At 63.7% G+C, this 21,916-nt stretch carries 14 protein-coding genes; 8 read left to right on the top strand and 6 right to left on the bottom strand.

Going from position 1 to position 21,916, the window contains the following annotated elements:
- Positions 1–484: 484 nt before the first annotated feature.
- The gene (locus tag HMPREF1022_RS08050) at positions 485–2,605 is read left to right on the top strand and encodes a HAMP domain-containing methyl-accepting chemotaxis protein (RefSeq protein ID WP_009302714.1); all 2,121 of its coding nucleotides are present in this window, start codon (positions 485–487) and stop codon (positions 2,603–2,605) included.
- A 180-nt stretch (positions 2,606–2,785) separates the two neighbouring features.
- Here the strand turns inward: HMPREF1022_RS08050 and HMPREF1022_RS08045 are convergent, their stop codons facing one another.
- From HMPREF1022_RS08045 to topA, 6 genes are all read right to left on the bottom strand, one after another.
- Positions 2,786–4,339 carry an efflux transporter outer membrane subunit gene (locus tag HMPREF1022_RS08045; RefSeq protein ID WP_009302713.1) on the bottom strand — a complete coding sequence of 518 codons (1,554 nt, stop codon included), beginning with the start codon at positions 4,337–4,339 and terminating at the stop codon, positions 2,786–2,788.
- A complete protein-coding gene (locus HMPREF1022_RS08040; RefSeq protein WP_008683362.1) occupies positions 4,336–7,539 on the bottom strand; it encodes an efflux RND transporter permease subunit in 3,204 nt (1,067 codons plus the stop codon). Before HMPREF1022_RS08040 ends, HMPREF1022_RS08045 begins: the two co-directional genes overlap by 4 nt.
- A 6-nt stretch (positions 7,540–7,545) precedes the next feature.
- The gene (locus tag HMPREF1022_RS08035) at positions 7,546–8,664 is read right to left on the bottom strand and encodes an efflux RND transporter periplasmic adaptor subunit (protein WP_008683361.1); all 1,119 of its coding nucleotides are present in this window, start codon (positions 8,662–8,664) and stop codon (positions 7,546–7,548) included.
- Between the two features lie 767 nt (positions 8,665–9,431).
- Positions 9,432–10,058: a hypothetical protein gene (locus HMPREF1022_RS08030; protein WP_008683359.1), complete on the bottom strand. Its 627-nt coding sequence runs from the start codon at positions 10,056–10,058 to the stop codon at positions 9,432–9,434.
- 75 nt (positions 10,059–10,133) lie between these two features.
- Entirely contained in the window at positions 10,134–11,306 is a 1,173-nt protein-coding gene (locus tag HMPREF1022_RS08025) for an XdhC family protein (RefSeq protein WP_009302712.1), read from the bottom strand.
- Positions 11,299–13,539 (bottom strand): type I DNA topoisomerase, encoded by a 2,241-nt coding sequence (topA, locus tag HMPREF1022_RS08020; RefSeq protein ID WP_009302711.1) that lies wholly within the window; start codon positions 13,537–13,539, stop codon positions 11,299–11,301. Before topA ends, HMPREF1022_RS08025 begins: the two co-directional genes overlap by 8 nt.
- Before the next feature lie 241 nt (positions 13,540–13,780).
- Here topA and HMPREF1022_RS08015 point away from each other — a divergent pair, with 241 nt between their 5' ends.
- The 7 genes from HMPREF1022_RS08015 (at position 13,781) to HMPREF1022_RS07985 (ending at position 21,860) form a co-directional block, all read left to right on the top strand.
- Entirely contained in the window at positions 13,781–14,497 is a 717-nt protein-coding gene (locus HMPREF1022_RS08015; RefSeq protein WP_009302710.1) for a hypothetical protein, read from the top strand.
- A 169-nt stretch (positions 14,498–14,666) separates the two neighbouring features.
- On the top strand, positions 14,667–15,311 hold the full coding sequence (gene traT, locus HMPREF1022_RS08010; RefSeq protein ID WP_008683350.1) for a complement resistance protein TraT: 645 nt from the start codon (positions 14,667–14,669) through the stop codon (positions 15,309–15,311).
- A gap of 234 nt (positions 15,312–15,545) precedes the next feature.
- Positions 15,546–17,687 (top strand): methyl-accepting chemotaxis protein, encoded by a 2,142-nt coding sequence (locus tag HMPREF1022_RS08005; RefSeq protein WP_009302709.1) that lies wholly within the window; start codon positions 15,546–15,548, stop codon positions 17,685–17,687.
- A gap of 226 nt (positions 17,688–17,913) precedes the next feature.
- Positions 17,914–19,059 carry a hypothetical protein gene (locus HMPREF1022_RS08000; RefSeq protein WP_009302708.1) on the top strand — a complete coding sequence of 382 codons (1,146 nt, stop codon included), beginning with the start codon at positions 17,914–17,916 and terminating at the stop codon, positions 19,057–19,059.
- Between the two features lie 19 nt (positions 19,060–19,078).
- Positions 19,079–20,746, top strand: coding sequence for a glycosyltransferase family 9 protein (locus HMPREF1022_RS07995; RefSeq protein ID WP_009302707.1), 1,668 nt, complete (start codon positions 19,079–19,081; stop codon positions 20,744–20,746).
- Between the two features lie 101 nt (positions 20,747–20,847).
- Positions 20,848–21,453 carry a hypothetical protein gene (locus HMPREF1022_RS07990; RefSeq protein WP_008683340.1) on the top strand — a complete coding sequence of 202 codons (606 nt, stop codon included), beginning with the start codon at positions 20,848–20,850 and terminating at the stop codon, positions 21,451–21,453.
- 83 nt (positions 21,454–21,536) lie between these two features.
- A complete protein-coding gene (locus HMPREF1022_RS07985) occupies positions 21,537–21,860 on the top strand; it encodes a hypothetical protein (RefSeq protein ID WP_008683339.1) in 324 nt (107 codons plus the stop codon).
- The last annotated feature ends 56 nt before the right edge of the window (positions 21,861–21,916 follow it).

The following is a 21,916-nucleotide window of genomic DNA, read 5'->3' as shown; positions in this document are numbered from 1 at the left end:
TCAAACGGCCGGGAACATCCCGGCCGTTCCGCGCGAAACAAAAAACAACCGAACTATTTAATTGCTCTAAAGAATTATTGAAATGCACAGAAATAAGAATTATATATCATAACTGTGCATGATATCCAGAATGCAATAATCAAATAAAAATACTCTAATTTCATCTATTAAAAAAACATACGTATGTAAGTAAGTATGAATATCTTTTTACGTAAATACCTTCCGGCCAAAATAATTTCCTGAAAAATTTACTTCCTTCGGTAAAAAACCGGTGTGCTTCCATTAACTGGAGGCACTCCGGTTTTTTACAGACAGAGAAGGGAATGCTTTCTTTAAACACCGCGGTCCAGAGGGGGGGGAGAAAAATCGTGATCCGAGGCAGGGACGGGACCGTGCCCATACAAGCAACACGTAACATGTTACCGCGCTGGCGTGGCGGCTGGCCGCCGCGGCTGCGGAACTTCAGGCTCTCCAGGAGGAGTAGATGAAAAACCTGAAAATCGGAATAAAAATGGCACTGGGGATAGGCATTATCCTCCTGCTGGTATTCTTGAACGGCGTATACTCCATCAAGTCGCTCACAGGCATTGATGACGGCATGACGTCCATTGAGAAAAAATACCTGCCGCTGGCTGAGCTGGCCGCCGAGGCGCAGAACACCCTCAAGGATGTGCCCGCCACCATGAACACGTATCTGCTTACGGGCCAGAAATCCCTCTGGGGGTCCACGCAAGCGGAGATGGTCAAGGTGCAAGGGCTGATAGGCGAACTGAACAAGGCCGCCAAGACCTACTCGGAAATCGACACGGAGCTGGGCAAAGAGCTGGTGGACAAGTTCAAGCTGTTTGAAACGAACCTGCGCAACGTTTATGCAACCAACGAAGCCTTCATTGTAAACCGAGTGTCCATGATCCCCATCGGCCTCAAGATCAATAAAAAAATAGTTTCTTACAAGACCGAAATGCTCAAAAACTTCAAGGAGGCGCATGCTCAGGGCGACCTCACGGAAATGGCCCTGCGCCTGCAACGCCTTGAAAGCATCGACGCAGTGTCCTCCATCTTCGCGGATATCCGAGGCAGAATGCTGCGCAGCCTGGCCGCGCAGCAGCAGGATGACATCAAGGAAAACCTCAAAGTGCTTTTCCCCAGGCTTTTCGCCCAGATGGACATCGTGGCGGCCGACCTCAAAAACCCCGCATACCGCGAGCTACTCGGCGAAATACGCAAGAATGTCGAATTGTTTCATGGCAAACAGCGCGACATGCTCGAGCTGTGGAACAAGAAAGAAGCGCTGAACAAGCAGCGCGAGGAAGCGCGTGAACAGGTCCTGGGCGTCATGGGCAAAATCGCGGAACAGACCTCTCACCTCCAGCGCACTGTCGTCGCGAAAGTTTCACAGGCTGCCACCGCCAGCGTGAAGTTGACTTTCGGCGTCTGCGCGGTAGTGTTGTTGCTCGGCCTTCTGATCGGCATTCTCCTGACGCGCGCCATCACCTCGCCCATGGCCAAAACCCTTGGATTCGCTCAGTCCGTGGCGGCCGGGGAGTTAAACAAAAGGCTGCATCTTGAGCAGCGGGACGAGTTCGGCCAGCTTTCCACGGCCCTGGACAGCATGGTGGACTCGCTGAACGAAAAAATCGAAGAAGCCAACACCGAATCCGCAAAAGCCCAGGTCAAGAGCGACGAAGCCACGGCCGCCATGGAAAAGGCTGAAGCCGCCGGCAAGGAGGCCAAGGCTAAAACTGAAGCCATGTTGACAGCCGCCGACAGGCTGGAAGAAGTGGCCTCTGTGGTCTCCTCGGCCTCCACCCAGCTTTCGGCCCAGATTGAGCAGTCCGACCGGGGCGCGGGCGAGTCCTCCCAGAGGTTGGGCGAGGCGGCCACCGCCATGAACGAAATGAACGCCACTGTCCAGGAAGTGTCTAAAAACGCCAGTTCCGCTTCGTCCGCGTCGACTGAAACCAAGGAAAGAGCCTCCACCGGTTCCCATATTGTGGAGCAGGCCGTGCAGGGCATTGAGCAGGTGCATCAGATGTCTCTGGTACTCAAGGACGATATGGGGCAACTGAATGAACACGCTCAGGACATCACCCGGATCATGAACGTGATTTCCGACATTGCGGACCAGACCAATCTGCTGGCGCTCAACGCGGCCATTGAAGCGGCTCGCGCCGGCGAGGCCGGGCGCGGCTTCGCCGTGGTGGCCGATGAGGTGCGCAAGCTGGCCGAAAAAACCATGGCCTCCACCAACGACGTGGGCAACGCCATCAAGGCCATCCAGGAGAGCACGGCAAAGAGCATGACCGGCGTGGATCAGGCTGTGGAACGCATCGCCCAGGTCGACGAACTGGCCAGCCGGTCCGGCCGGGCCCTGCGGGAGATCGTGAACACCGCGGAAGTCACGGCCGACCAGGTCAATGCCATTGCCACGGCCAGCGAGGAGCAGTCCGCAGCCAGCGAGGAAATCAACCAGACCATCGTCCAGGTCAACGACATGTCCAGACAGACCGCCGACACCATGGCCGAGGCCTCCAAGGCCGTGTCCGATCTGGCCTCGCAGGCCCAAAGGCTCACGGCGCTCATCCAGGAAATGAAGCAGAGCTAACAGCTCCTTCCCCGTCCGCACAAGAGAAGCCGACTTTCCTCCGCGTATCGGAGAGAAAGTCGGCTTCTTACACCAGCCTTGGCTTTTTGTCGTGAAAAGCCCCGGTCGGATGGGCAGCTCCGGCCCGAAGGGCTCGCTGTCCGTCCGGCCGGGGCGTCAAGACGGATTTATGTCAGCCGGTTAGTTAGCTTGCGTCGCGGGCGCGGCCACGGGCGTCGTCTTGCCTGCGGCGGTTTCCTCCTGCAGCAGGCGTTCGGTATTGACCACCGGGAAACTCGGGCTCTTGCCGGGGTCCTCCCAGCCGCCGCCCAGGGCCATGCAGACGCTGACCACCGCGTCAAGACGGTCGCGCAGGGCCGAGGCCAGTTGCAGCTCGGCGGCAAAGAGCTGGCGCTCGGCGTCCAGCACCGTCAGATAGTCGGTGTAGCCGTTGTCATACTGCAAGCGGGCGATGTCCACCGAGCGGCGCAGGCTTTCCACCTGAATCTGCATGCTGCGCACAATGGCGTCCGCCTCGCGCTGCGAGGTGAGCGAGGTGCGGATGTCTTTGAAAGCCGTCTGCACTGTCTTGCGATACACCGCGATGGCGGCCTTTTTCTGGGCTTCCGCGTCCTTCAGATTATACCAGTTGCGGCCGAAGTCCAGGATCGGCAGAGTTCCAGTGGCCCCGTAGCTCCAGGCTCCGGCCGGACCGGTGAACAGATTGCCCACCGCCGCGCTGAGCGTGCCCAGCATGCCCGTCAGGGAGATGGACGGGAAGAACTGGGCGCGGGCCACGCCGATATTGGCATTGTAGGCCATGATCATGTATTCGGCGGCGCGCACGTCCGGCCGCCGCTCCAGCAGTTCGGACGGCAGGCCCTCGGGCAGCACCGGCGGCGAAGGCAGCATGCCGATGGCCTGCCCGCGCGGCATGGCGCGGTTAATGATGTCGCGCGGCGAGCGGCCCAGCAGCACGGCCAGGGCGGCCTCGGCCTGGTCCACGGACACGGTGCTGGTGTGCACCTGGGCGCGGGCGGTTTCCACCTCGGCCCTGGCCCGCTGCCAGTCAAGCTCGGTGATGTCGCCCTGCTTGTAGCGGCTGGTGTAGATGCCGAAGGCATCCTCGCGGCTCTTCAGCGTGCGCCGCGCCGTGTCCAGCTGCATGTCCAGGGCCAGCAGGGCGAAATAGCCCTGGGCCGTCTGCCCGGCCACGGAAAGGCGCAAGGCCTCGTGCCCCACCACGGTGTTCATCAAGACGTCGGAAAGGGCCGTGTAATTGTTGCGGTACTTGCCCCAGAAATCCAGTTCCCAGGAAGCGTTGAGCGAACCCTGGTAATTGGTGTTGGAGCGGTCGGCCAGAGTGCTGTAGTTGGCGATCTTGGTGGACGAACTCTGCGAAGTGGCCGCCGCGTCGCCGCTGACCGAGGGCAGCAGCTGGGAGGTGGCAATGCCCACCTGGGCAGCCGCGGAGTCAATCTTTGCCAGGGATTCGGCCAGATCCTGGTTGTTTTTCAGGGCTTCCTCGACCATGGCCGTGAGCACGGGGTCGTTGAAGCGGGTCCACCAGTCGGTGTTCAACGGCGTGGAACCCAGATCCACCTTGCGCCATTGCTCGGGGATGTCCTGCCCGGGCCGCTCATAACGCGGCGCCAGCGAGCAGGCGGAAAGCAGCAGGGCCAGCGTCATCGCCAGCGCCAGCGCGCGGGCTGCGGCAAAGGCCGGAGCCCGTCGGGCTTTATAGGGGGCGCTCATATATCCTCCGGATCGTCATCAAAACGGCTCTTGCCTTCATTGGGGTCTTTCTTGCCCTGCAATTTCAGCGAAAGCTGCATGATGGCCTTAAAGAAGTACGGCACAAAGAGCGTGGCGATGCAGGTGGCCGCCAGCATGCCGCCGATGACCGCCGTGCCGATGGCGTGGCGGCTGTTGGCGCCCGCGCCGGAGCTGATGGCCAGCGGCACGCAGCCCAGGATGAAGGCCAGGGAGGTCATCACGATGGGCCTGAAACGCAGGCGCGCGGCCTGCATGGCGGCCACGTCCAGGCTACGGCCGTCGCGCCAGGATTCCACGGCAAATTCCACAATCAAGATGGCGTTTTTGGCCGCCAAGCCCACCAGGGTGACTAGAGCCACCTGGAAGTACACGTCGTTGGACAGGTCCCGCATCCAGGTGGCGACCAGCGCGCCGAACACGCCGAAGGGCACGGCGGTGAGCACGGCCAGGGGCAGAGACCAGGATTCATACTGGGCGGCCAGGATCAGGAAGACCATGACCAGAGCCAGCACGAAGATGATGGTGGTGTCGGCGCTGGCCAGCTTTTCCTGCAGGGCCGAGCCCACCCAGCCCAGGCTGAAGTCGTTGGGCAGCACCGCGTTGGCGGCCTGCTCCATGGCGTCCAAGGCCTGGCCCGAGGAATAGCCGTCGGCCGGGTTGCCCATGATGTGCGCGGCCGGGAACACGTTGTAGCGTTCCATGACCTGGGGGGCCGTGCGGCGCTCCAGAGTCATGACGGCGGTGAGCGGAATCATCTCGCCCTTGTCATTGCGCACAAAGACGTCATTGAGCGACTCCGGCAGCATGCGATAGGCCGCCTCGGACTGCATGCGCACCTGGAAGGTACGGCCCATGTAATTGAAGTCGTTTACATAGGTCGTGCCGAAGGTGGCGCCCATGGCCGTGAACACGTCGCTGACGCTCACGCCCATGTCCTTGCAGCGCTCGCGGTCCAGATTGGCGTAGAGCTGGGGCGCGCCGGTGGAGAAGAGGTTCTGCACGCTGCCGATGGCCGGATACTTGGGCGTGCCGTCGGCCTTTTTGGCTGTGGCCTCGGCCACCACCGCGTTGGCCTCCTTTTCCAGGTCGTAGATGGTGCCGTCGCCGCGCATCTGGATATAGCCTTCAAAACCGCCCGTGGTGCTCATGCCGCTGATGGGCGGCGGCGAAAAGCCCAGCACCACGGCTTCCGGCTGCATCATGGTCACGGCCATGACCTTCTTGGTCAGGTCGTCGGCGGACATTCCCGGCCCCTTGCGCTGATCCCAGGGCTTGAGGGTGGCGAAGAAGGTGCCGTAGTTGCTCTTGACCGCCATGGAGGTGATGTCCAGGCCGTTGATGGTGGCGATGCCGTCCACGGAAGGGTCCTTGAGCACAAAGTCGGTCAGGGTATCGGTGACCGCCGTGGTCCGGTGCTGGGACGCGCCGTCGGCCAGGATGGCCATGCCCAGGATGTAGCCCTGGTCCTCGTTGGGCACCAGGCCGCCGGGCACCACCTTGAGCAGCCAGACAATGGCGACCAGCATCACGCCGAACAGGATCATGGCGCGCAGGCCCGAGTCCTTGATGAAGCGCACGGCGCGCAGGTAACGGTGCGTCACCCGCCCGAAGGCGTAGTTGAACCAGGTAAAGGCGCGCGGCGGCTTGTAGTCATGGGCGTGGGGCTTGAGCAGCAGGGCGCAGAGCGACGGCGTGAGCGTCAGCGCCACAATGCCCGAGAGCACCACGGATACCGAAATGGTGATGGCGAACTGCTTATACATCTGGCCCGCCAGACCGCCCATGAAGGACACCGGAATGAACACCGCGCAGAGCACCAGCACAATGGCGATAACCGGGGCCGTGACCTCGTTCATGGCCTTGGCCGTGGCCTCCTTGGGCGGCAGATGCTCGGAGCTCATGATGCGCTCCACGTTTTCCAGCACCACGATGGCGTCGTCCACCACGATGCCGATGGCCAGCACCATGCCGAAGAGAGTCAGGGTGTTGATGGAATAGCCCAGGGCGTACATGCCCGCGAAGGTACCGATGATGGACACCGGCACGGCGATGCAGGGAATCAGGGTGGCCCGCCAGTTCTGCAGGAAGACATAGACCACGATGAACACCAGAATCATGGCCTCCACCAGGGTGCTGATCACCTCTTTGATGGATTCCATAACAAAGTCGTTGGTGTCCACCACGACTTTGTAAGCCATGCCGTCGGGCAGGGTTTTGGCGATCTCTTCCAGGCGGGCCAGGACCAGATCGCCGGTGGCGATGGCGTTGGCGCCGGGCAGCAGATAGACCGCGCCCATGCGCGCCACCATGCCGTTGTAGCGGGAACCGACGCTGTAATCCTGGCCGCCCAGCTCAATGCGGGCCACATCCTTGAGGCGCAGCATGGCGCTGTCCTCGCCGGTGCGGACGATGATCTCGCCGAACTGCTCGGGCGTGACCAGGCGTCCCTCCGTGTCGATCTGCCAGGTGAGCTGGGTGGAGGACGGCGAGGGCATGTCGCCCAGGCGGCCGGGAGCGTACTGCGAGTTCTGGTCCTGAATGGCCCGGGCCACCTCGCCGACCGTCAAACCGTATTTGGCCAGCTTGTCCGGCTGGAGCCAGATACGCATGGAGTAGCTCATGGAACCGAACACGGAACAGTCGCCCACGCCGGGCACGCGCTTGAGCTCGTCCACCACGTTGATCTGCATCCAGTTGTGGATATAGACCTCGTCGTAGCGGCCGTCAGGCGAGTAATAGGCGAAGGCCTGCAACATGGCCGGGGAGCGCTTGACCACGGTCACGCCCTGGCGGCGCACCTCTTCGGGCAGCAGGGTCTGGGCCAGGTTGACCTTGTTGTTGACGTTGACCAAGGCCATGTCCGGGTTGGTGCCCAGGGAGAAGTAGACGTTGATACTGCCCGAACCGGAGCCGGAAGCGGCGGTGGAAGTCATGTAAAGCATGTTTTCCACGCCGTTGATGTTCACTTCCAGAGGCGCCAGCACCGTGGCCGCGATGGTCTCGGCCGAGGCGCCGGGGTAGGACACGCTCACGTTGACCGTGGGCGGCACCAGGTCCGGATACTGGGCGATGGGCAGGGCCTTCATGGCCAGCGCGCCCACCAGGGTGATCAGGATGGATATGACGGCCGAAAGGACCGGCCGGCGCAAAAAGAGATTCGGCTTAGCGGAAGCGGCCATATGTACCTACTTTTGAGCGGCGGGAGTCTGAGCCTGCTGCTGTTGGGCGGCGGGTTCCTGCACGCGCACCTGGGTTCCGGGCCGGGCCTTGACCAGCCCCTCGCTGATGATCCTCTCGCCGCCCTTGAGGCCGGAATCCACCAGGTAGCGGTCGCCCACGGCCACGCTGAGGGTGACGGGAACGGGGAATACCTTGTTGTCCTTGTCCAGAGCCATGACCAGCGCCCCCTTCTGGGTCAGCAGGACGCACTTCTGGGGAATAAGCACGGCGTTGGTGAGCACGTCGCCTTCCATGAACAGGCGCACATACTGGCCGGGCATGATGTGGCCGTCGGCATTGGCGAAGACCGCGCGGGCCTTGATGACGCCCGTGCTGGGCTGCACCTGGCTGTCGATGAACGTGACTTCGCCCTCGCCCTTGTACATGCTGCCGTCCAGCAGGCGCAGCTGCGCCTTGTAATGCCCGTCGTCCGGGAAACGCAGCCGCCCGGCGGCGGCCAGCTGCTGGCGGCGCATGCGCTCGGGCGCGGCAATGGAAAAGTCGATGTACATGGGGTCGGTCTGGTTCACGTAGGTCAGCAGGGAATTATTGCCCACCAAGTTGCCGGGGGTGAAGTTTTCCTTGCTGCTGTAGCCGGAAACCGGCGCCGTCACCTGGCAGTAATCCAGATTGATCCTGGCCTGGCGCAATTCGGCCTTGGCGCTTTCATAGGCGGCGCGGGCGTTGTCGCGCTCCTTCTGGGAAACGGCGTTCTTTTCGTAAAGCGGCCGGATGCGCTTCCATTCGCGTTCGGCGTTGTTGAACTGCGCCTGGGCCTGCTGGACCTTGGCTTCGTACTGGTCGCGCTCCAGCTGGAACAGGAGCTGACCCTGCTTCACAAAATCGCCTTCCTCATACAGGCGTTTTTCAATAATGGCCTCCACACGCGCGCGTACTTCCACGGCGCGCGAGCCCGAGGCCTGGGCCTGATACTCGGCGGACCAGGGTACGTCGGCCACCGTCACGTCAAAGACGGCCACCGGGGGCAACATGCTTTGCTGGGCTTTTTTGTCGTCGTTGCAGGCGACGAGGGCCAGGCAGAGGCCCACTACAAGGGAAAAGGAAATCAGCGATCTCATGGTCATGCACTACTCCGTTGCGCGCGACGCTGTGCGCGCGCCGAAAAAGCCTTTTTTGACGCGGAGCCGCTCCGCGTTGAATACGTGGGCCCGTTGCGGGCAGGCCTTTTGAAGGTCAGCTCCGTGAAGCGCTCTTGCCGCCCGGCGGACGAGTTGCGGCGGGCTGCCTCTCCGGGCGTGAGAAATCCGGGACGCTCCCAAGGCAAATTGCCTATGAACCGCTCTGCGGTTTCAGAGATTCATTCAGCCGAAAAACGAAAATTGCGGTTCCGGTGGAACCCGGCCGTTTCACGGCGCGGGCATCCACTCTCGCAGCCTCCGGAACACGGCAACGTTTCAAAGCCGCCATGCTCCGGATCAACCCGTCGGCCGCAGGGCCGGCGCGGCTTCGCCGCGACGCAAACGCATCGGCGAACAAACTGCGCCCGAACGGACATCCGGGCGCAGACCCTGTAAAAGGGACTCAAACAGCCTTTTAGAAAGCATATTTCAAGGGAAAAAGCAAGAAACGGGCCAAGAGGGGGGAGAAAAGCTATGCTGATGAATTTCCTGTTATTTCACTGCGTTAACCACCCGCGTCCTCATTTTGTAACCTATTGAAATAACAAGTAAATTTTTTTCAAAAAAAATGGCTGTCCCCTTGCCGAAACGCGACCCGCGCAATAAGGAAGCACCGCCCCGGGCGTCCCGCCGCAACGGTGCATCTTTCCCCGTAGTGCGGCAGCGACCCCGGCGTGGAACGCAGGCAACGGCTGAAGCCACGGCCGCAGGTTCTATTCCGGCTCTGCGGCGCCCTCTTCCAGGCGGGTGCGCAGATGCCGGGCCTGGCGGCTGGCGATACCCAGAAAGGCGGCCCACCAGATGGCGTTTTTCAGCAGTTGGACGCGCTGAAAACGGTGGCGCTCGTCACCGGTGCGCAGGGCGGTGATGTCCAGATTTTTTTCGCTGCCGGTTTCGCTGAAAAAGGTAATCCGCAGGGCCGCGCGCTGGATGGTTTTGAGCTCCTCGGGCGAGAAGCGGCTCAGGACCCTGCCGGAAAGTTCCGTAGCCCGGAGCGAGGTGGTAGCCTGCTCCGAGTCGCATTCAAACTCGTGCGGGCGGCTGTTGATCAGCAGGTCCACCCGGGCGATATTGGCCAGATTGATCTTGCTGCGGTTGATCACCTTGCTCTGGCGCAACATGCGGTAATAAAAGGCCCCGAATTCCTCGGAAGCCCCGATGATCACCGTGGTTTGCGAATCCGGGTAAAAGACGCCGATGCTGGCCGTCATGCGCGACGCGTCGGCAATGCCGCTTTTTTCCTCGGCGATCAGGCGCTGCAGACGTGCCGTCTTGCGCTTGGTTTCCAGATAGAGGAAAAGCAGAAAGGCGATCAGCAGCGCCCCTAAGGTAAATTCCATGTGGCCGGTCTCCCCATCTCGACCTAGCCTTGTCTGAAAGCAAATGTCAAGGGCGGGAGGGTGCATTGCGTGTTCTCAATCCTCAAAACGCAGGCGCTGCAACGTTCCGGCGCGCGCGGCCAGCAGTTCGGCCACCACGGACACGGCGATCTGCCCCGGCGTCTCCGCGCCGATGGACAGGCCGATGGGACAGCGTACCGCCGCCAGTTCCGCGTCGGGCACGCCCTGGGCGCGCAAAAAGGCATAGACCTGCTCGCGCTTGGATTTGCTGCCGATCATGCCGATGTAGGCGGCGTGGCTGGTCAGGGCCTGGGCCAGAGCCTCGCGGTCGAAGCTGTGGCCGCGCGTGACAATGGCCACGTAATGCCGCCGCCCGATGCCGCAGGCCTCCACCAGGTTTTCAAAACCGGGCAGGGTCAGGCAACGCCGGGCCATGGGAAAACGCGCCGGATCGGAAAATTCCGGACGGTCGTCAACCACGTCCACCACAAAGCCGCAGGCATGGGCCAGGGCCGCCACCTCCAGCGAAACGTGCCCGCCGCCGCAGAGCAGGAGCACGGGCGGCGCGTCCAAGGGTTCCACATAAACGGAGCGCTCCCCGAGGCTGATCAGCCCGGCCTTGTTTTTAATTTCTTCCAGCAGGGGGATTGCCGCGTCCAGGTCCGTGCGCACCGCGCCGGAGGCGGCCAAGGCCGCCCAGCCCTCCGGATCCTCCGGCGATGTTTCCGGCAGGGCCGCCAGGTGCAGGCGGCGCTGCGGCAGGCTCTCGCGGCTCACATCCACGATCCAGGCGCCCCGGCCGCCCTCGCGCAGCACCTGCCCGGCCAGGGCGAACAGCCGGTCCTGTTCCGGCCCGAGCGCTTCGCAGAGCACCTCCATGCTGCCGCCGCAGATCATGTCGCTGGCCGGGTTCAGGCCGGTGAGATCGCAGGCGACGCGGGCGGAAATGCCGCTCTCCAGGCTTTGGCGGGCCGCCTCCACGGCGCGGGCCTCCAACGCACCTCCGCCCACCGTGCCCTCCAGACCGGCCGCCGTGAGCAGGGCGCGGGTACCGGCGTGGCGCGGGGCCGAACCCCGGCTGCTGATGATGGTCAGCAATACCGTGGGAATCCCGGCGGCCAACAGAACGGCCAAGCGCTCTTCCAGGCAGTCCTCGCCCGCCGGGGACGGGACATTTTCCGGAACGCCGCCGCGCGGCGTTTCCGGGGCCGGATCAGGCGGCGTTTCCTTTTTGGAACTTTTACGCATCGCCGTCCTCCTTCACATAGCCGCAGCCCTTGACCGGGCAAATGATCTTGACCCCGTCCCGGCTCTTTTTCTCCACCAGATAGGGGGAATCGCAGCGCGGGCACGGTCCGGGCACGGGCTTGTCCCAGAGAGCGAAATCGCACTGGGGGTATTGGTCGCAGGAGTAGAAGATCTTGCCGCGCTTGCTGCTCTTTTCCACCAGGCTGCCTTTGCCGCAACGCGGGCAGGGCACGCCCGTGGAAAAGGGCGCGGCGTAATCGCAGGCCGGATAGCCCGTGCAGGCGATGAAACGGCTGCCGGTGCGCGACTTCTTGATCACCAGATCCTTGCCGCAGCGCGGGCACTGGCCCACCTTCTCATACTGCGGCTTTTCCTGGGCCACGGCTTCCACCTTGCCGTCCTCGGTACGCGCGAAATTGCTGGTGTAGCGGCATTCCGGATAGCCGGAACAGGCCAGAAACGCGCCCGCCTTGCCGAACTTGATCAGCAGGGGCTTGCCGCAGTCCGGGCAGGGCAGATCCGTGGGCAGGCCGCCCTTGAGGCTCTGCATATTCTTGGCCGCCGCGTCCAGGGTGGGATTGAAATCCGCCGCGAAGGCACGCATCAGGTCCACCCAGTTCCGGCCGCCCTCGGCCACCTTGTCCAGCCCTTCCTCCATCTGGGCCGTGAACCCCACGTCCATGAGCTTGGCGAAGTGCTCGGTGAGCTGGCGGCAGACCACCCGGCCCAGGTCCGTGGGCACGAAATGGCGCTCGGCCAGATGCACGTAGTCGCGGTCCTGCAAAGTGGAAATGATGGCCGCGTAAGTGGAAGGGCGGCCGATGCCCAGCTCTTCCAGCTCGCGCACCAGGCTGGCTTCGCTGTAGCGGGCCGGAGGCTGGGTGAATTTCTGTTCCTTTTCCAGCTTGTCCAGGGTCAGGGTCTGCCCCGCCTTGAGCGGCGGCAACTCCGCGTCGGCCTCTTCCTTGCCGCGCGGCAGCACGGCCAGGAAACCGGGGAAGAGCAGGCGTTCGCCCTTGGCCCGCCAGAGGGTATGGGCGCAGGCGATCAGGGCCGTGGTGTCGTGGAAGCGGGCTCCGGCCATCTGCGAGGCCACGAAACGCGACCAGATCAGACGGTAGAGATTGTACTGTTCCGGAGGCAGATGTGGCTTGACCATCTCCGGAGTGACGGTCACGTCCACCGGGCGGATGGCTTCGTGGGCGTCCTGGGCCCCGCCCTTGGCCTTGTAGATGCGGGCCTTTTTGGGCAGATGATCCTGGCCGAAGGTCTGAACGATGAAATCACGGGCCGCCTGGCGCGCCTCGTCCGCGATGCGCGTGGAGTCGGTACGCATGTAGGTGATCAGCGCCGTAAGGCCCCTGTCACCCAGTTCCACGCCTTCATAGAGGCGCTGGGCGATGTTCATGGTGCGTTTGGCCGTGCAGGAAAGACGCTGGTTGGCCGCCTGCTGCAGGGTGGAGGTGATGAAGGGCGGCTGGGGCGCGCGCTCGCGCTCCTTTTCCTCCACGCTTTCCACCACAAAGGGCTTGCCCTTGAGCGCGGCCTCCAGCGTGTTCGCCTGTTCCGCATTGCCGACAACGGCCTTCTTGCCGCTGATCTTGACCAGCTCCGCCTTGAACGGCGGCGGCACGTCGGCGGACAGCAGAGCCTTGAACAGCCAGTATTCCTCGGGCTTGAAGGCTTCGCGCTCGGCCTCGCGCTCCACGATCAGGCGCAGTGCCACGGACTGCACACGCCCGGCGGAAATGCCGCGCTTGATGGTTTTCCAGAGCAGGGGCGAAATCTTGTAGCCCACCAGACGGTCCAGCACGCGCCGGGCCTGCTGGGCGTCGAAAAGATTGACATTGAGATCGCGCGGGTGCTCCAGGGCGTCCTTGACGGCTTTGGCCGTGATCTCGTTGAACTGGATGCGCTTGATGTCCTTGGCCTTGTCGCGGATCAGCTCGGCCACATGCCAGGCAATGGCTTCACCCTCGCGGTCCGGGTCCGGGGCCAGGTAGACCGTGTCGGCCTTGGCCGCTGCGGCGCGCAGCTCACTGACCACGCTCTTCTTGTTCTCGATCACCTCGTAATGGGGCGCGAAATCGTTGGCCTCGTCCACGCCCAGGGAACTGGAAGGCAGATCGCGCACATGGCCCACACTGGCCTGCACCGCATACTGCGGCCCCAGGAATTTTTTGATGGTTTTCACCTTGGCCGGAGATTCCACTATGATCAGCTGTTTGCCCATGCGCCGTCCTTATCCGGACGTCCGGCGGCCCCGCAACGGGGCTTCCGGCGTTCCGGGTTCATTGCATTTGTTATTGTAGGGGCAAGATACGACAAAAGATCGCGGCGTCAAGTGCGGCGGCCCGACGGAATCCCCGGCCGCCCTGTTTTCCCGCGCGGTGGACAGGGACGTTCATCTGGGCTAATGAGAGACTACCGGTCGGCCCGGAAATCTTTCCGCCCCCGGCCGGAAAGGATGTTGTATGCGCGCATTCCGCAAGTCATGCCGCCATGTTTTGCCCCTCCTGACGTTGGCGCTCTGTTGCCTGCTGGCCGCCTGCGCCGGGCGCCAGGCCGGCGACGCGGGAACCATGCCGGACGGCACAACGACCCACCCCCCCGAAGGCTCCCAAGGCCCCTTCGATCCGTTGCCGCGCGTGGCCGTCAAGAGCGGACAGAGCGTGCACGTGGCCGTCAGCGGCGGCGAGCCCAATCTGAACGCGGACCTGCAATCCATGCTCACGGCTTACATCCAGAGCGAGCGCGGCCTGGCCCCGGCCGACGCGGCCAAAGACGCCGACATCCTGGTGCGCGTGCGCATTGAGGATATTTACCCCCTGGGCTCCAAAAATGAGCCGGTCAGCGCTGGCAAAGCCCTGGGCGGGGCGGCCACCGGGGCCATGCTCGGCATGCTGCTGGGCGGCGCCGTGAACGTCAACGGCCGCAGCGGCGCGGGTTGGGGCGCGGGCGGCGGCGCGTTGCTGGGCCTGGGCGTGGCCCTGCTGGACAGCCACGGCAAAAGCAAGGTCTGGGGCATGCGGGCCAGGGTCGGCATCAGTCCCGACGGGCGCGAACCCGCCGAAGCCGACATGCGCCAGGTGGCCGTCAGCGCCGAGGGAGCCGACATGGGCCGCGAGGACAGCCTGCCCGCCCTGGAAGACAAGCTGAGCCTTGAGGTGCTCAACGCCCTTACGCCCTGAAAATGTCGCCTGACATCGTCCCCCGCCGCGACGGCTTTGCGACGCGGCGTTCTCGGACACCCGCGCCGGACGATATGCGTTTGGAAGGGCGGATTGCCTCCGGCAAGCCGCAAACCGTACTTTTCCGACGGGCCGTGAACAGAACGGCCCGTCGCATGCAAGGAGCCATATGCCCATAGCGCGATTGTTTCTTCTGCTGCTTCTGGGTCTGAGCCTGATTCCGCTCAACGCCTGCGTCCGTCAGCGCGACGGCGACGCCGGAGAGGTGGAGGTATTGCGCTCCGGCGCGTTGAATAGGGCCGGGGACGAGGACATCCCCAATGTGGCCTACGTGAACGTGCGCGACATGAGCAACCGCGTTTTCCATCTCGGTTCCCAGGCTGAAGCCTGGCTGGGCCGCAAGGGCTTCACCGTGACCGACAATCCCAGCCAGGCCGGGTATATTGTGCAGATTTCCGTGCTCGCGGCGGGCCCGGTGGACCCGGACAGCCTGCGCGCGGTGGTGGACGCCGGATATGACGGCCCCTCCAAATTTTCCGGCACGGGCGGCACCGCCCTGCTGGCCGACGTGCTGCTTGTGCAGCGGCGCGTGCCCAGCGCCCGCCGTCCCAGCCGGGCGAACCTGAAAAATATTTCCAACCGCAATGCCGTAGCCAGCAGCCAGATGCGTCTGGGCCTGCTGGTGCGCCATGACATCCGGCTGAAAGCCGGGCTCCCCCCCTATTTCGCGGACGTGCTGGCCCGGGAACTGAGCACGGCCATCAGCGCTGCCGACGGCGAAGCCGACGCATCCGCGCCCGCCACCCCGCGCTGAACGCGCGCAAGGCCATCAGGTCAGCGTGACGCGGCCCCCGCCACAGCGGCGGGGGCCGTTTGCTTTTCGGCATCCCGGCTAAAAAACCTTACGGTTCCCTAAGACAAAAGCTGACTCATCCGTAAAGAATAGATAACATGTCCAGCCACGCCGGTCCTCCATGAGTTCCGACGTTCACATACGGCTATGTTGTCCGGCCGTAGAGGCGTTCCCCCAACTGTCAAAGGAGATGCTATGCTTGCCTGGTACCGTCGTTTGCGCATGACGCCCAAAATCGTTCTGCCCGTCACTGTCCTGCTGGTGGTGATCTTGGGCTTTCTCACCTGGCAGATCCAGTCCAAGAGCTCTCAGGCTATCGAGGACGTGGCTAAACGCGAACTGGCGGCCTTGGGCGCGCAAAACGGCAACTATGTCAGAAGCTACCTGAACACGGCTCTCAGCGCGGCCGCGGCCCTGGCCGACGGCCTGGAGCAGACCCTGAAAAAGGGCGTGCCCCCGTCGCGGGAAACCCTGATCGCCATGGAAGAAGGCGTGCACATGGGCAACCCCGACATTTTCGGCTGCGGCATCATGTGGGAGCCCAATGCGTTTGACGGCAAGGACGCGGAATACAAGGGCGTCCCCGGCAGCAATGCCGAAGGCCGCTTTTTGTCCTACAGTTCCACGGGCGCGGATGTCACGGATCTGAACGATCAGCTCGTGCAGAGCTATTATACCGTGCCCAAAAAGACGATGGCCCCCTATCTTTCCAATCCCTACCCCTTCCCGGTGGAGGGCAAGGAAGTCGACATGTCCACGGCCGCCTATCCCGTCATCGTGGACAACGTGTTCCGCGGCGTGGCAGTGGTGGACATGTCCCTGGAAAAACTGGACAAGCTGATCACAAATATTGCCGTCTACGAGAGCGGCTACGCGGGCCTGCTCAACGACCAGGGCCTGGTGGTGGCCCACAAGGACAAAAGCCTTGAGAAGAAAAACCTGTTCGAGATCAACAGGTTCAATAATCCCGAAAAGGTCAGGGAGGCTTTCGCCTCCGGCAAACCCTACGTGGAAGAGGTGGACACCAAGGAAGGCCGGGTCTTCCGCTATTATCAGCCCATTCCCGTCCGGGGCAGCAGCCAGCACTGGTATCTGGCCGTCATCGCGCCCATGGACGAGGTGCTGGCCCAGGCCAATGCCATCAGCCGGATGACCGTCGCCCTGTGCGTCGCCACCCTGGTAGTGCTGTTGGTAGTGATCTTCCTGCTGATCCGCTCTTCCGTGAAGCCCATCAACTATCTGGCCAGGACGGCGGAAATCATTGCGGACGGCAACCTGGAACAGCCCATTGAGGACGAGCGTTTCGGCGGCGAAGTGAAGATGCTGAGCACCTCCCTGAAAAAAATGATCGCCTCCCTGATCGAGGGCATCAAAAAGGCCGAGGCCCTTTCGATTTCCGCGCAGGAGGAATCCCAGAAGGCCCGGGAAGCCATGACCCAGGCCGAGGCCGCGAGCAAGGAAGCCCAGAGCAAGACCCAGGCCATGCTGGTGGCCGCCGACAAGCTGGAGGAAGTGGGCAATGTGGTCTCCTCGGCGTCCAGCGAGCTGTCGGCCCAGATCGAGCAGTCCGACCGGGGCGCGGCCGAGTCCGCCCAGCGCCTGTCCGAGGCGGCCACGGCCATGAACGAAATGAACGCCACTGTCCAGGAAGTGGCCAAAAACGCGGGCTCGGCCTCCGCCGCCTCCGCCGACACCAAGGAAAAGGCCCAGGCCGGGGCTCAGGTGGTGGAAAAGGCCGTGCGCAGCATCGAGCAGGTCCACCAGATGTCCCTGGAGCTCAAGGGCGACATGACCCAGCTCAATGAGCACGCCCAGGACATCACCCGGATCATGGGCGTGATCTCGGACATTGCGGACCAGACCAACCTGCTGGCGCTCAACGCGGCCATTGAAGCGGCCCGCGCGGGCGAGGCCGGGCGCGGTTTCGCCGTGGTGGCCGACGAAGTGCGCAAGCTGGCTGAAAAGACCATGGCCTCCACCAATGACGTGGGCAATGCCATCAAGGCCATCCAGGAAAGCACGGCAAAGAGCATGGTCGGCGTGGACAACGCCGTGGAACGCATCGGCGAGGCCACGGAACTTGCCGGCCGCTCCGGCGAGGCCCTGCAGGAAATCGTGGCAACCGTGGAAATCACGGCGGACCAGGTCAACGCCATTGCCACGGCCAGCGAGGAGCAGTCCGCCGCTTCCGAAGAGATCAACCAGTCCATCGTCCAGGTCAACGACATGTCCCGGCAGACCGCCGAGGCCATGGGCGAAGCCGCCAGGGCCGTGTCCGACCTGGCCGCCCAGGCCCAGGGTCTTACCGAACTCATCGAGGCCATGAAGAAGGGTTAAGCGCTTACGGCCCCCTGTCTTCCCCGCCCCGCCGGAGCTCTTCCGGCGGGGCTTTTTCTTTCTTCCGCCTGTCGGCAATTTGTCGCGCGCCGTCCCGGCCCCGCGGCCCTCCGCCGCGCAAGGCCCGTGCCACGGCATTTGGCGGGCATTGGCACTGTACTTGCTTTGTTCTTTTCGCGCGGCAGGCCCGAAGCCCGTCTTCATTCGCCGCCGCAGGAGGAAGAGCATGTCACAGTCCGCATGGTTGATCCGGCCCCCGACCGAGCAGCAGCAAAATCCGGCTTCCGTCGCGCCCCAGCGCCGCGCCCCGGCCGCCCCGACCACCCCGGCGGGCGGCGGCGCCTCGCCTTTTGCCGCCCTGATGGCCGGTCAGGAAAAAAAGGGAGCGGACAAAAGCGCCCTTGTGGCCGCCCGGCCGGAGGAAACGGGTACCACCCTGCAATTGCGCAATCCCGTCCTGGCCGGACGCTCGCCCAGCGATCTCATACGCGCTCAGACCTTTACCAAGGCCCAGGCCGATCTGCGCCAGACCCAGGCCATGGAAGGGATGATGCAAAGCATTTCCGGCGGGGATTCGCCCCTGGATCTGGCCCGCAACATGGGCATGGCCCGGCATCTGCGCAGCATGACCAACACCTTTGAAGGCCGTCTGAACGGGCTGAGCATGGGCGATTTCATCCATACCCGGTCCGGCGCGGGACGCGGACGGCGCGCCGCGGGCCGGACTCAGGAACATGACGGGCTGGGCCAGCTTTCCGCCCGCTTCGAATCCGGCGGCGACGGCGTCGCGGCCATCGGCTATGACCGCAACGGCGGCACGTCCTACGGCAAATACCAGATCGCCTCGCGCGTGGGCAGCATGAAAAATTTCCTGGAATTCCTGGACGGCGAGGCGCCGGACATTTCCCAGCGCCTGCGCAAAGCGGGCCCGGCCAACACGGGCAGCCGCCGGGGCGGCATGCCCGACGCCTGGCGCAGCATCGCCAAGGAACAACCGGAGCGCTTTGAAGCCCTTCAGGAAGGCTTCATCCGCGAGAGCCATTACAAACCCGCCGTGGAGGCCATTGCGGAACGCACCGGCCTGGAAGCCGACAAGCTCTCACCGGCCATGCGGGAAGTGATCTGGAGCACCGCCGTGCAGCACGGCCCGGCGGGCGCGGCCCGCATTTTCGACCGGGCCGACGACCTCAGCGGCAAGCCCACGGACCCGGCTTATGAGCGCAAGCTCATCAGCAACGTCTACAAACTGCGCGCCGGGCAGTTCGGCTCATCCACCGACGAGGTGCAGGCGGCGGTGCATAACCGCTTCCGGCAGGAAAAGACCCTGGCCCTGAACATGCTGGACGGCGGCGGGCGCACCGCCCTGGCCTGAGGCGCGGGGGCGGTACGGCATGAGCGCTGACGTTCTGCTTCTCAACCTGACCCGTTTCGGGGATCTGCTGCAAAGCCAGCCCCTGATTCAGGACCTACACGACAGCGGGCATCGCGTGGGCCTGGTCTGCCTGGACAATTTCGCCGCTGCCCTGCCCCTGCTGCGCCATGTGGACGCGGCCTGGCCCCTGCCCGGCGCAAAGCTCATGGCCGCGCTGGACCGCCGCTGGCAGACGGCGGCGGCCACCCTGCTGGATCTGGCCCGGAGCATCCGTGAGGAGGCCCGGCCAAGCCGGGTCGTCAACCTGACGCCCAGCCTGCCGGGCCGCCTGCTGGCAAAACTGCTGGCCCCCTCGCCGGAGGTCGTGCTGGGCTTCGGCCTGGACGCCGAGGGTTTCGGCGTCAACCGGGGCATCTGGTCCTCGTTTCTGAGCGGCGCCACGCTGCGCCGCCTGAACGCGCCCTTCAATCTGGTGGACATGTTCCGCATGGTGGGCGCGCCCCTGTGCGCCCCCGGCATTGCCGCGCGTCCGGGGCTCTTCAGCCTGCAAACGCCCCCGGCGGAGGCCCTGGCCCACGCCGACGCCCTGCTGGCCGAGCCCGAAAATCCGCCCGCGGGTGGCCATATCCAAGGATTTGTGGCCCTGCAACTGGGCGCCAGCGAGGCCCGGCGGCAATGGCCCACAGCGTATTTCGCGGCCCTGGGCGACCGGCTCTGGCGCGAGGCGGGCCTCTGTCCGGTGCTGCTGGGCGCGCCCGCCGAAAACCCGCTGGCTCAGGAATATGCGGCCCGCGCCAGCGCTCCCTTCGTCAATGCCGTGGGACGGACAAATATCCCCCAACTGGCGGCCCTGCTGACCAGAACGCGCCTGCTGGCCACCAACGACACCGGCACCATGCATCTGGCCGCCGGCCTGGGCCTGCCCTGTCTGGCCTTTTTCCTGGCCACGGCCCAGCCTTGGGACACCGGCCCCTATCTGCCCGGCTGCTGCTGCCTGGAACCGGCCCTGCCCTGCCACCCCTGCCCGTATAATCAGGCCTGTCCGCACGAACAAGTCTGCCTGACGCGCATCAACCCGCACCGCGCGGGCGATCTGATTCTGGCCCGCCTGGAAAGCGGGGACTGGCAGGCGGGCCTGAGCCCGGAACTTTGCCGCGAAGCCCGCGTCTGGCTGACGGAAACCGACGAGTTCGGCTTCGCCCGCGTGCGCAGCCTTTCCGGGCACGAATGCGAGGACCGCAGCCTCTGGCTCAGCCAACAGCGCCTGTTCTGGCGTCACATTCTTGACGACCTGGAAAACACCGCGGACGGCGCGCCTGTCACGGCGGACGCGACAGGCGCGCCCGACCACCCGGCGATGGCGGAGGCCCGGACGCCGGACGCCCCGCCCTGCTCCCCGGCCTTTGTCGCGCGGGTGGCCCCGGTACTGGACCAGGCCGCGCGCCTGCTGGACATGCTGGCCGAGCAGGGCCGCCTGGCGGGCAAATCGTCCAAGGCGGGCCAACTTTTTCTGCTCAATTGCGAGCGCTTGCAGAATCTTCTGGACGCCTGCCCGCTCCTGGTCTCGCTGGGTTATTTCTGGCGCGAGCTGCGTCAGGAGCGCGGCGGCCGCATGGACGAGCTGCTGCGCTTTGTGGATCTGCTGGCCGGGCATCTGCGGCGCTGGGCCGCAAGCATGGCGGTTTGAACCGTAATCCGTTGTAATTCCTGATTTGGCACATGCCTTGCAATATCAAAGGCACGCAACATATCGGCAAATAATTCCCCGTGGGGAGCAAGGAGGGCTGTATGATTATTGTTGACGGTTGCAAAAGCGATAAGGAAATTTCCAACTTCGCCAACCTGGAAGAAGTGCTGACCAATCTTATGGACGACGAAAAAATGGATGACCGGGTGGTCACCGATGTTTTCGTGAATAATGAAAGTTTTTCGGAAATCTATCCCCACCAGGCCGAGGATGTGTCCTGCGACACCATCACCTCGGTGGAGGTGCGCTCCGTGCCCGCCGCCGAGCTGGCCGTGGACATGTCGGCTGAAATGGGCAAGGTGGCCCGGATGATGGGCAGCGGCGCGCGCAATGTGGCCCGCCTGTTCCGCGAAGCCTCGGACACCGACGCCCTGGAGCTGTTCCAGGACCTGCTGGACGTGACCCGCGACTTCATGGGCATGCTCGGCGTGCTGCGCGAGCGCTATCTCGGCGGCGCTGATGAGGAATTCACCCGCAAGGCCGAAAAACTGGCCGAGCTGCTTTCCGAAATGAGCGACGTGCTGGAAAACGAAGACTGGATTCTGCTGGCCGACCTGCTGGAATACGAATTCCTGCCCCTGTGCGATGAATGGCAGGAAGTCAGCGGCCATCTGCATGAACAGATGGTCAAACGCGTCGCGCAATAAACGCTGATGTTCAAAAAAATCCGTCCGGAACGGGCCGGGGCTGTACATGCCCGGCCGCCCAGGGGCGGGAAAAAGGAGTGCCCATGAGTCAGGGACTATGCCTGTTAGACGAGGCTTTGGATCTTGCCCGCCAGGAAATGCTGGCGCTGGAGGACGGAGCCTATGACAGGGCAGTGGAACTGGCGGAGCGGCGCAACGAGGTCACCAGCATGGCATGGCACGTGCTGGAATCCGGCAGCACCGACCAGTACCGGAACCGCCTCATCGAACTCACCCGGCTCCAGGAGCATCTGGCCGATCTCGCCACCAAGGCGCAGGAGGTCATTCGCGCAAGCCTGCAACGCTCGCGGCGGGAAAAACAGCGCATGCGGGGCTACCATCAGGCGGTGGGCCAGGCCCTGCAATAAAAACCGGCACCATGCAACGGGAACTACGATGCCCCGGCCTCCAGACGGAAGCCGGG

Source organism: Desulfovibrio sp. 6_1_46AFAA (genome assembly GCF_000224635.1).
GTDB classification, from domain to species: domain Bacteria; phylum Desulfobacterota; class Desulfovibrionia; order Desulfovibrionales; family Desulfovibrionaceae; genus Desulfovibrio; species Desulfovibrio fairfieldensis.
Note: the sequence above shows the minus strand (reverse complement) of the source record. Positions and strands in the feature narration are given on the sequence as shown.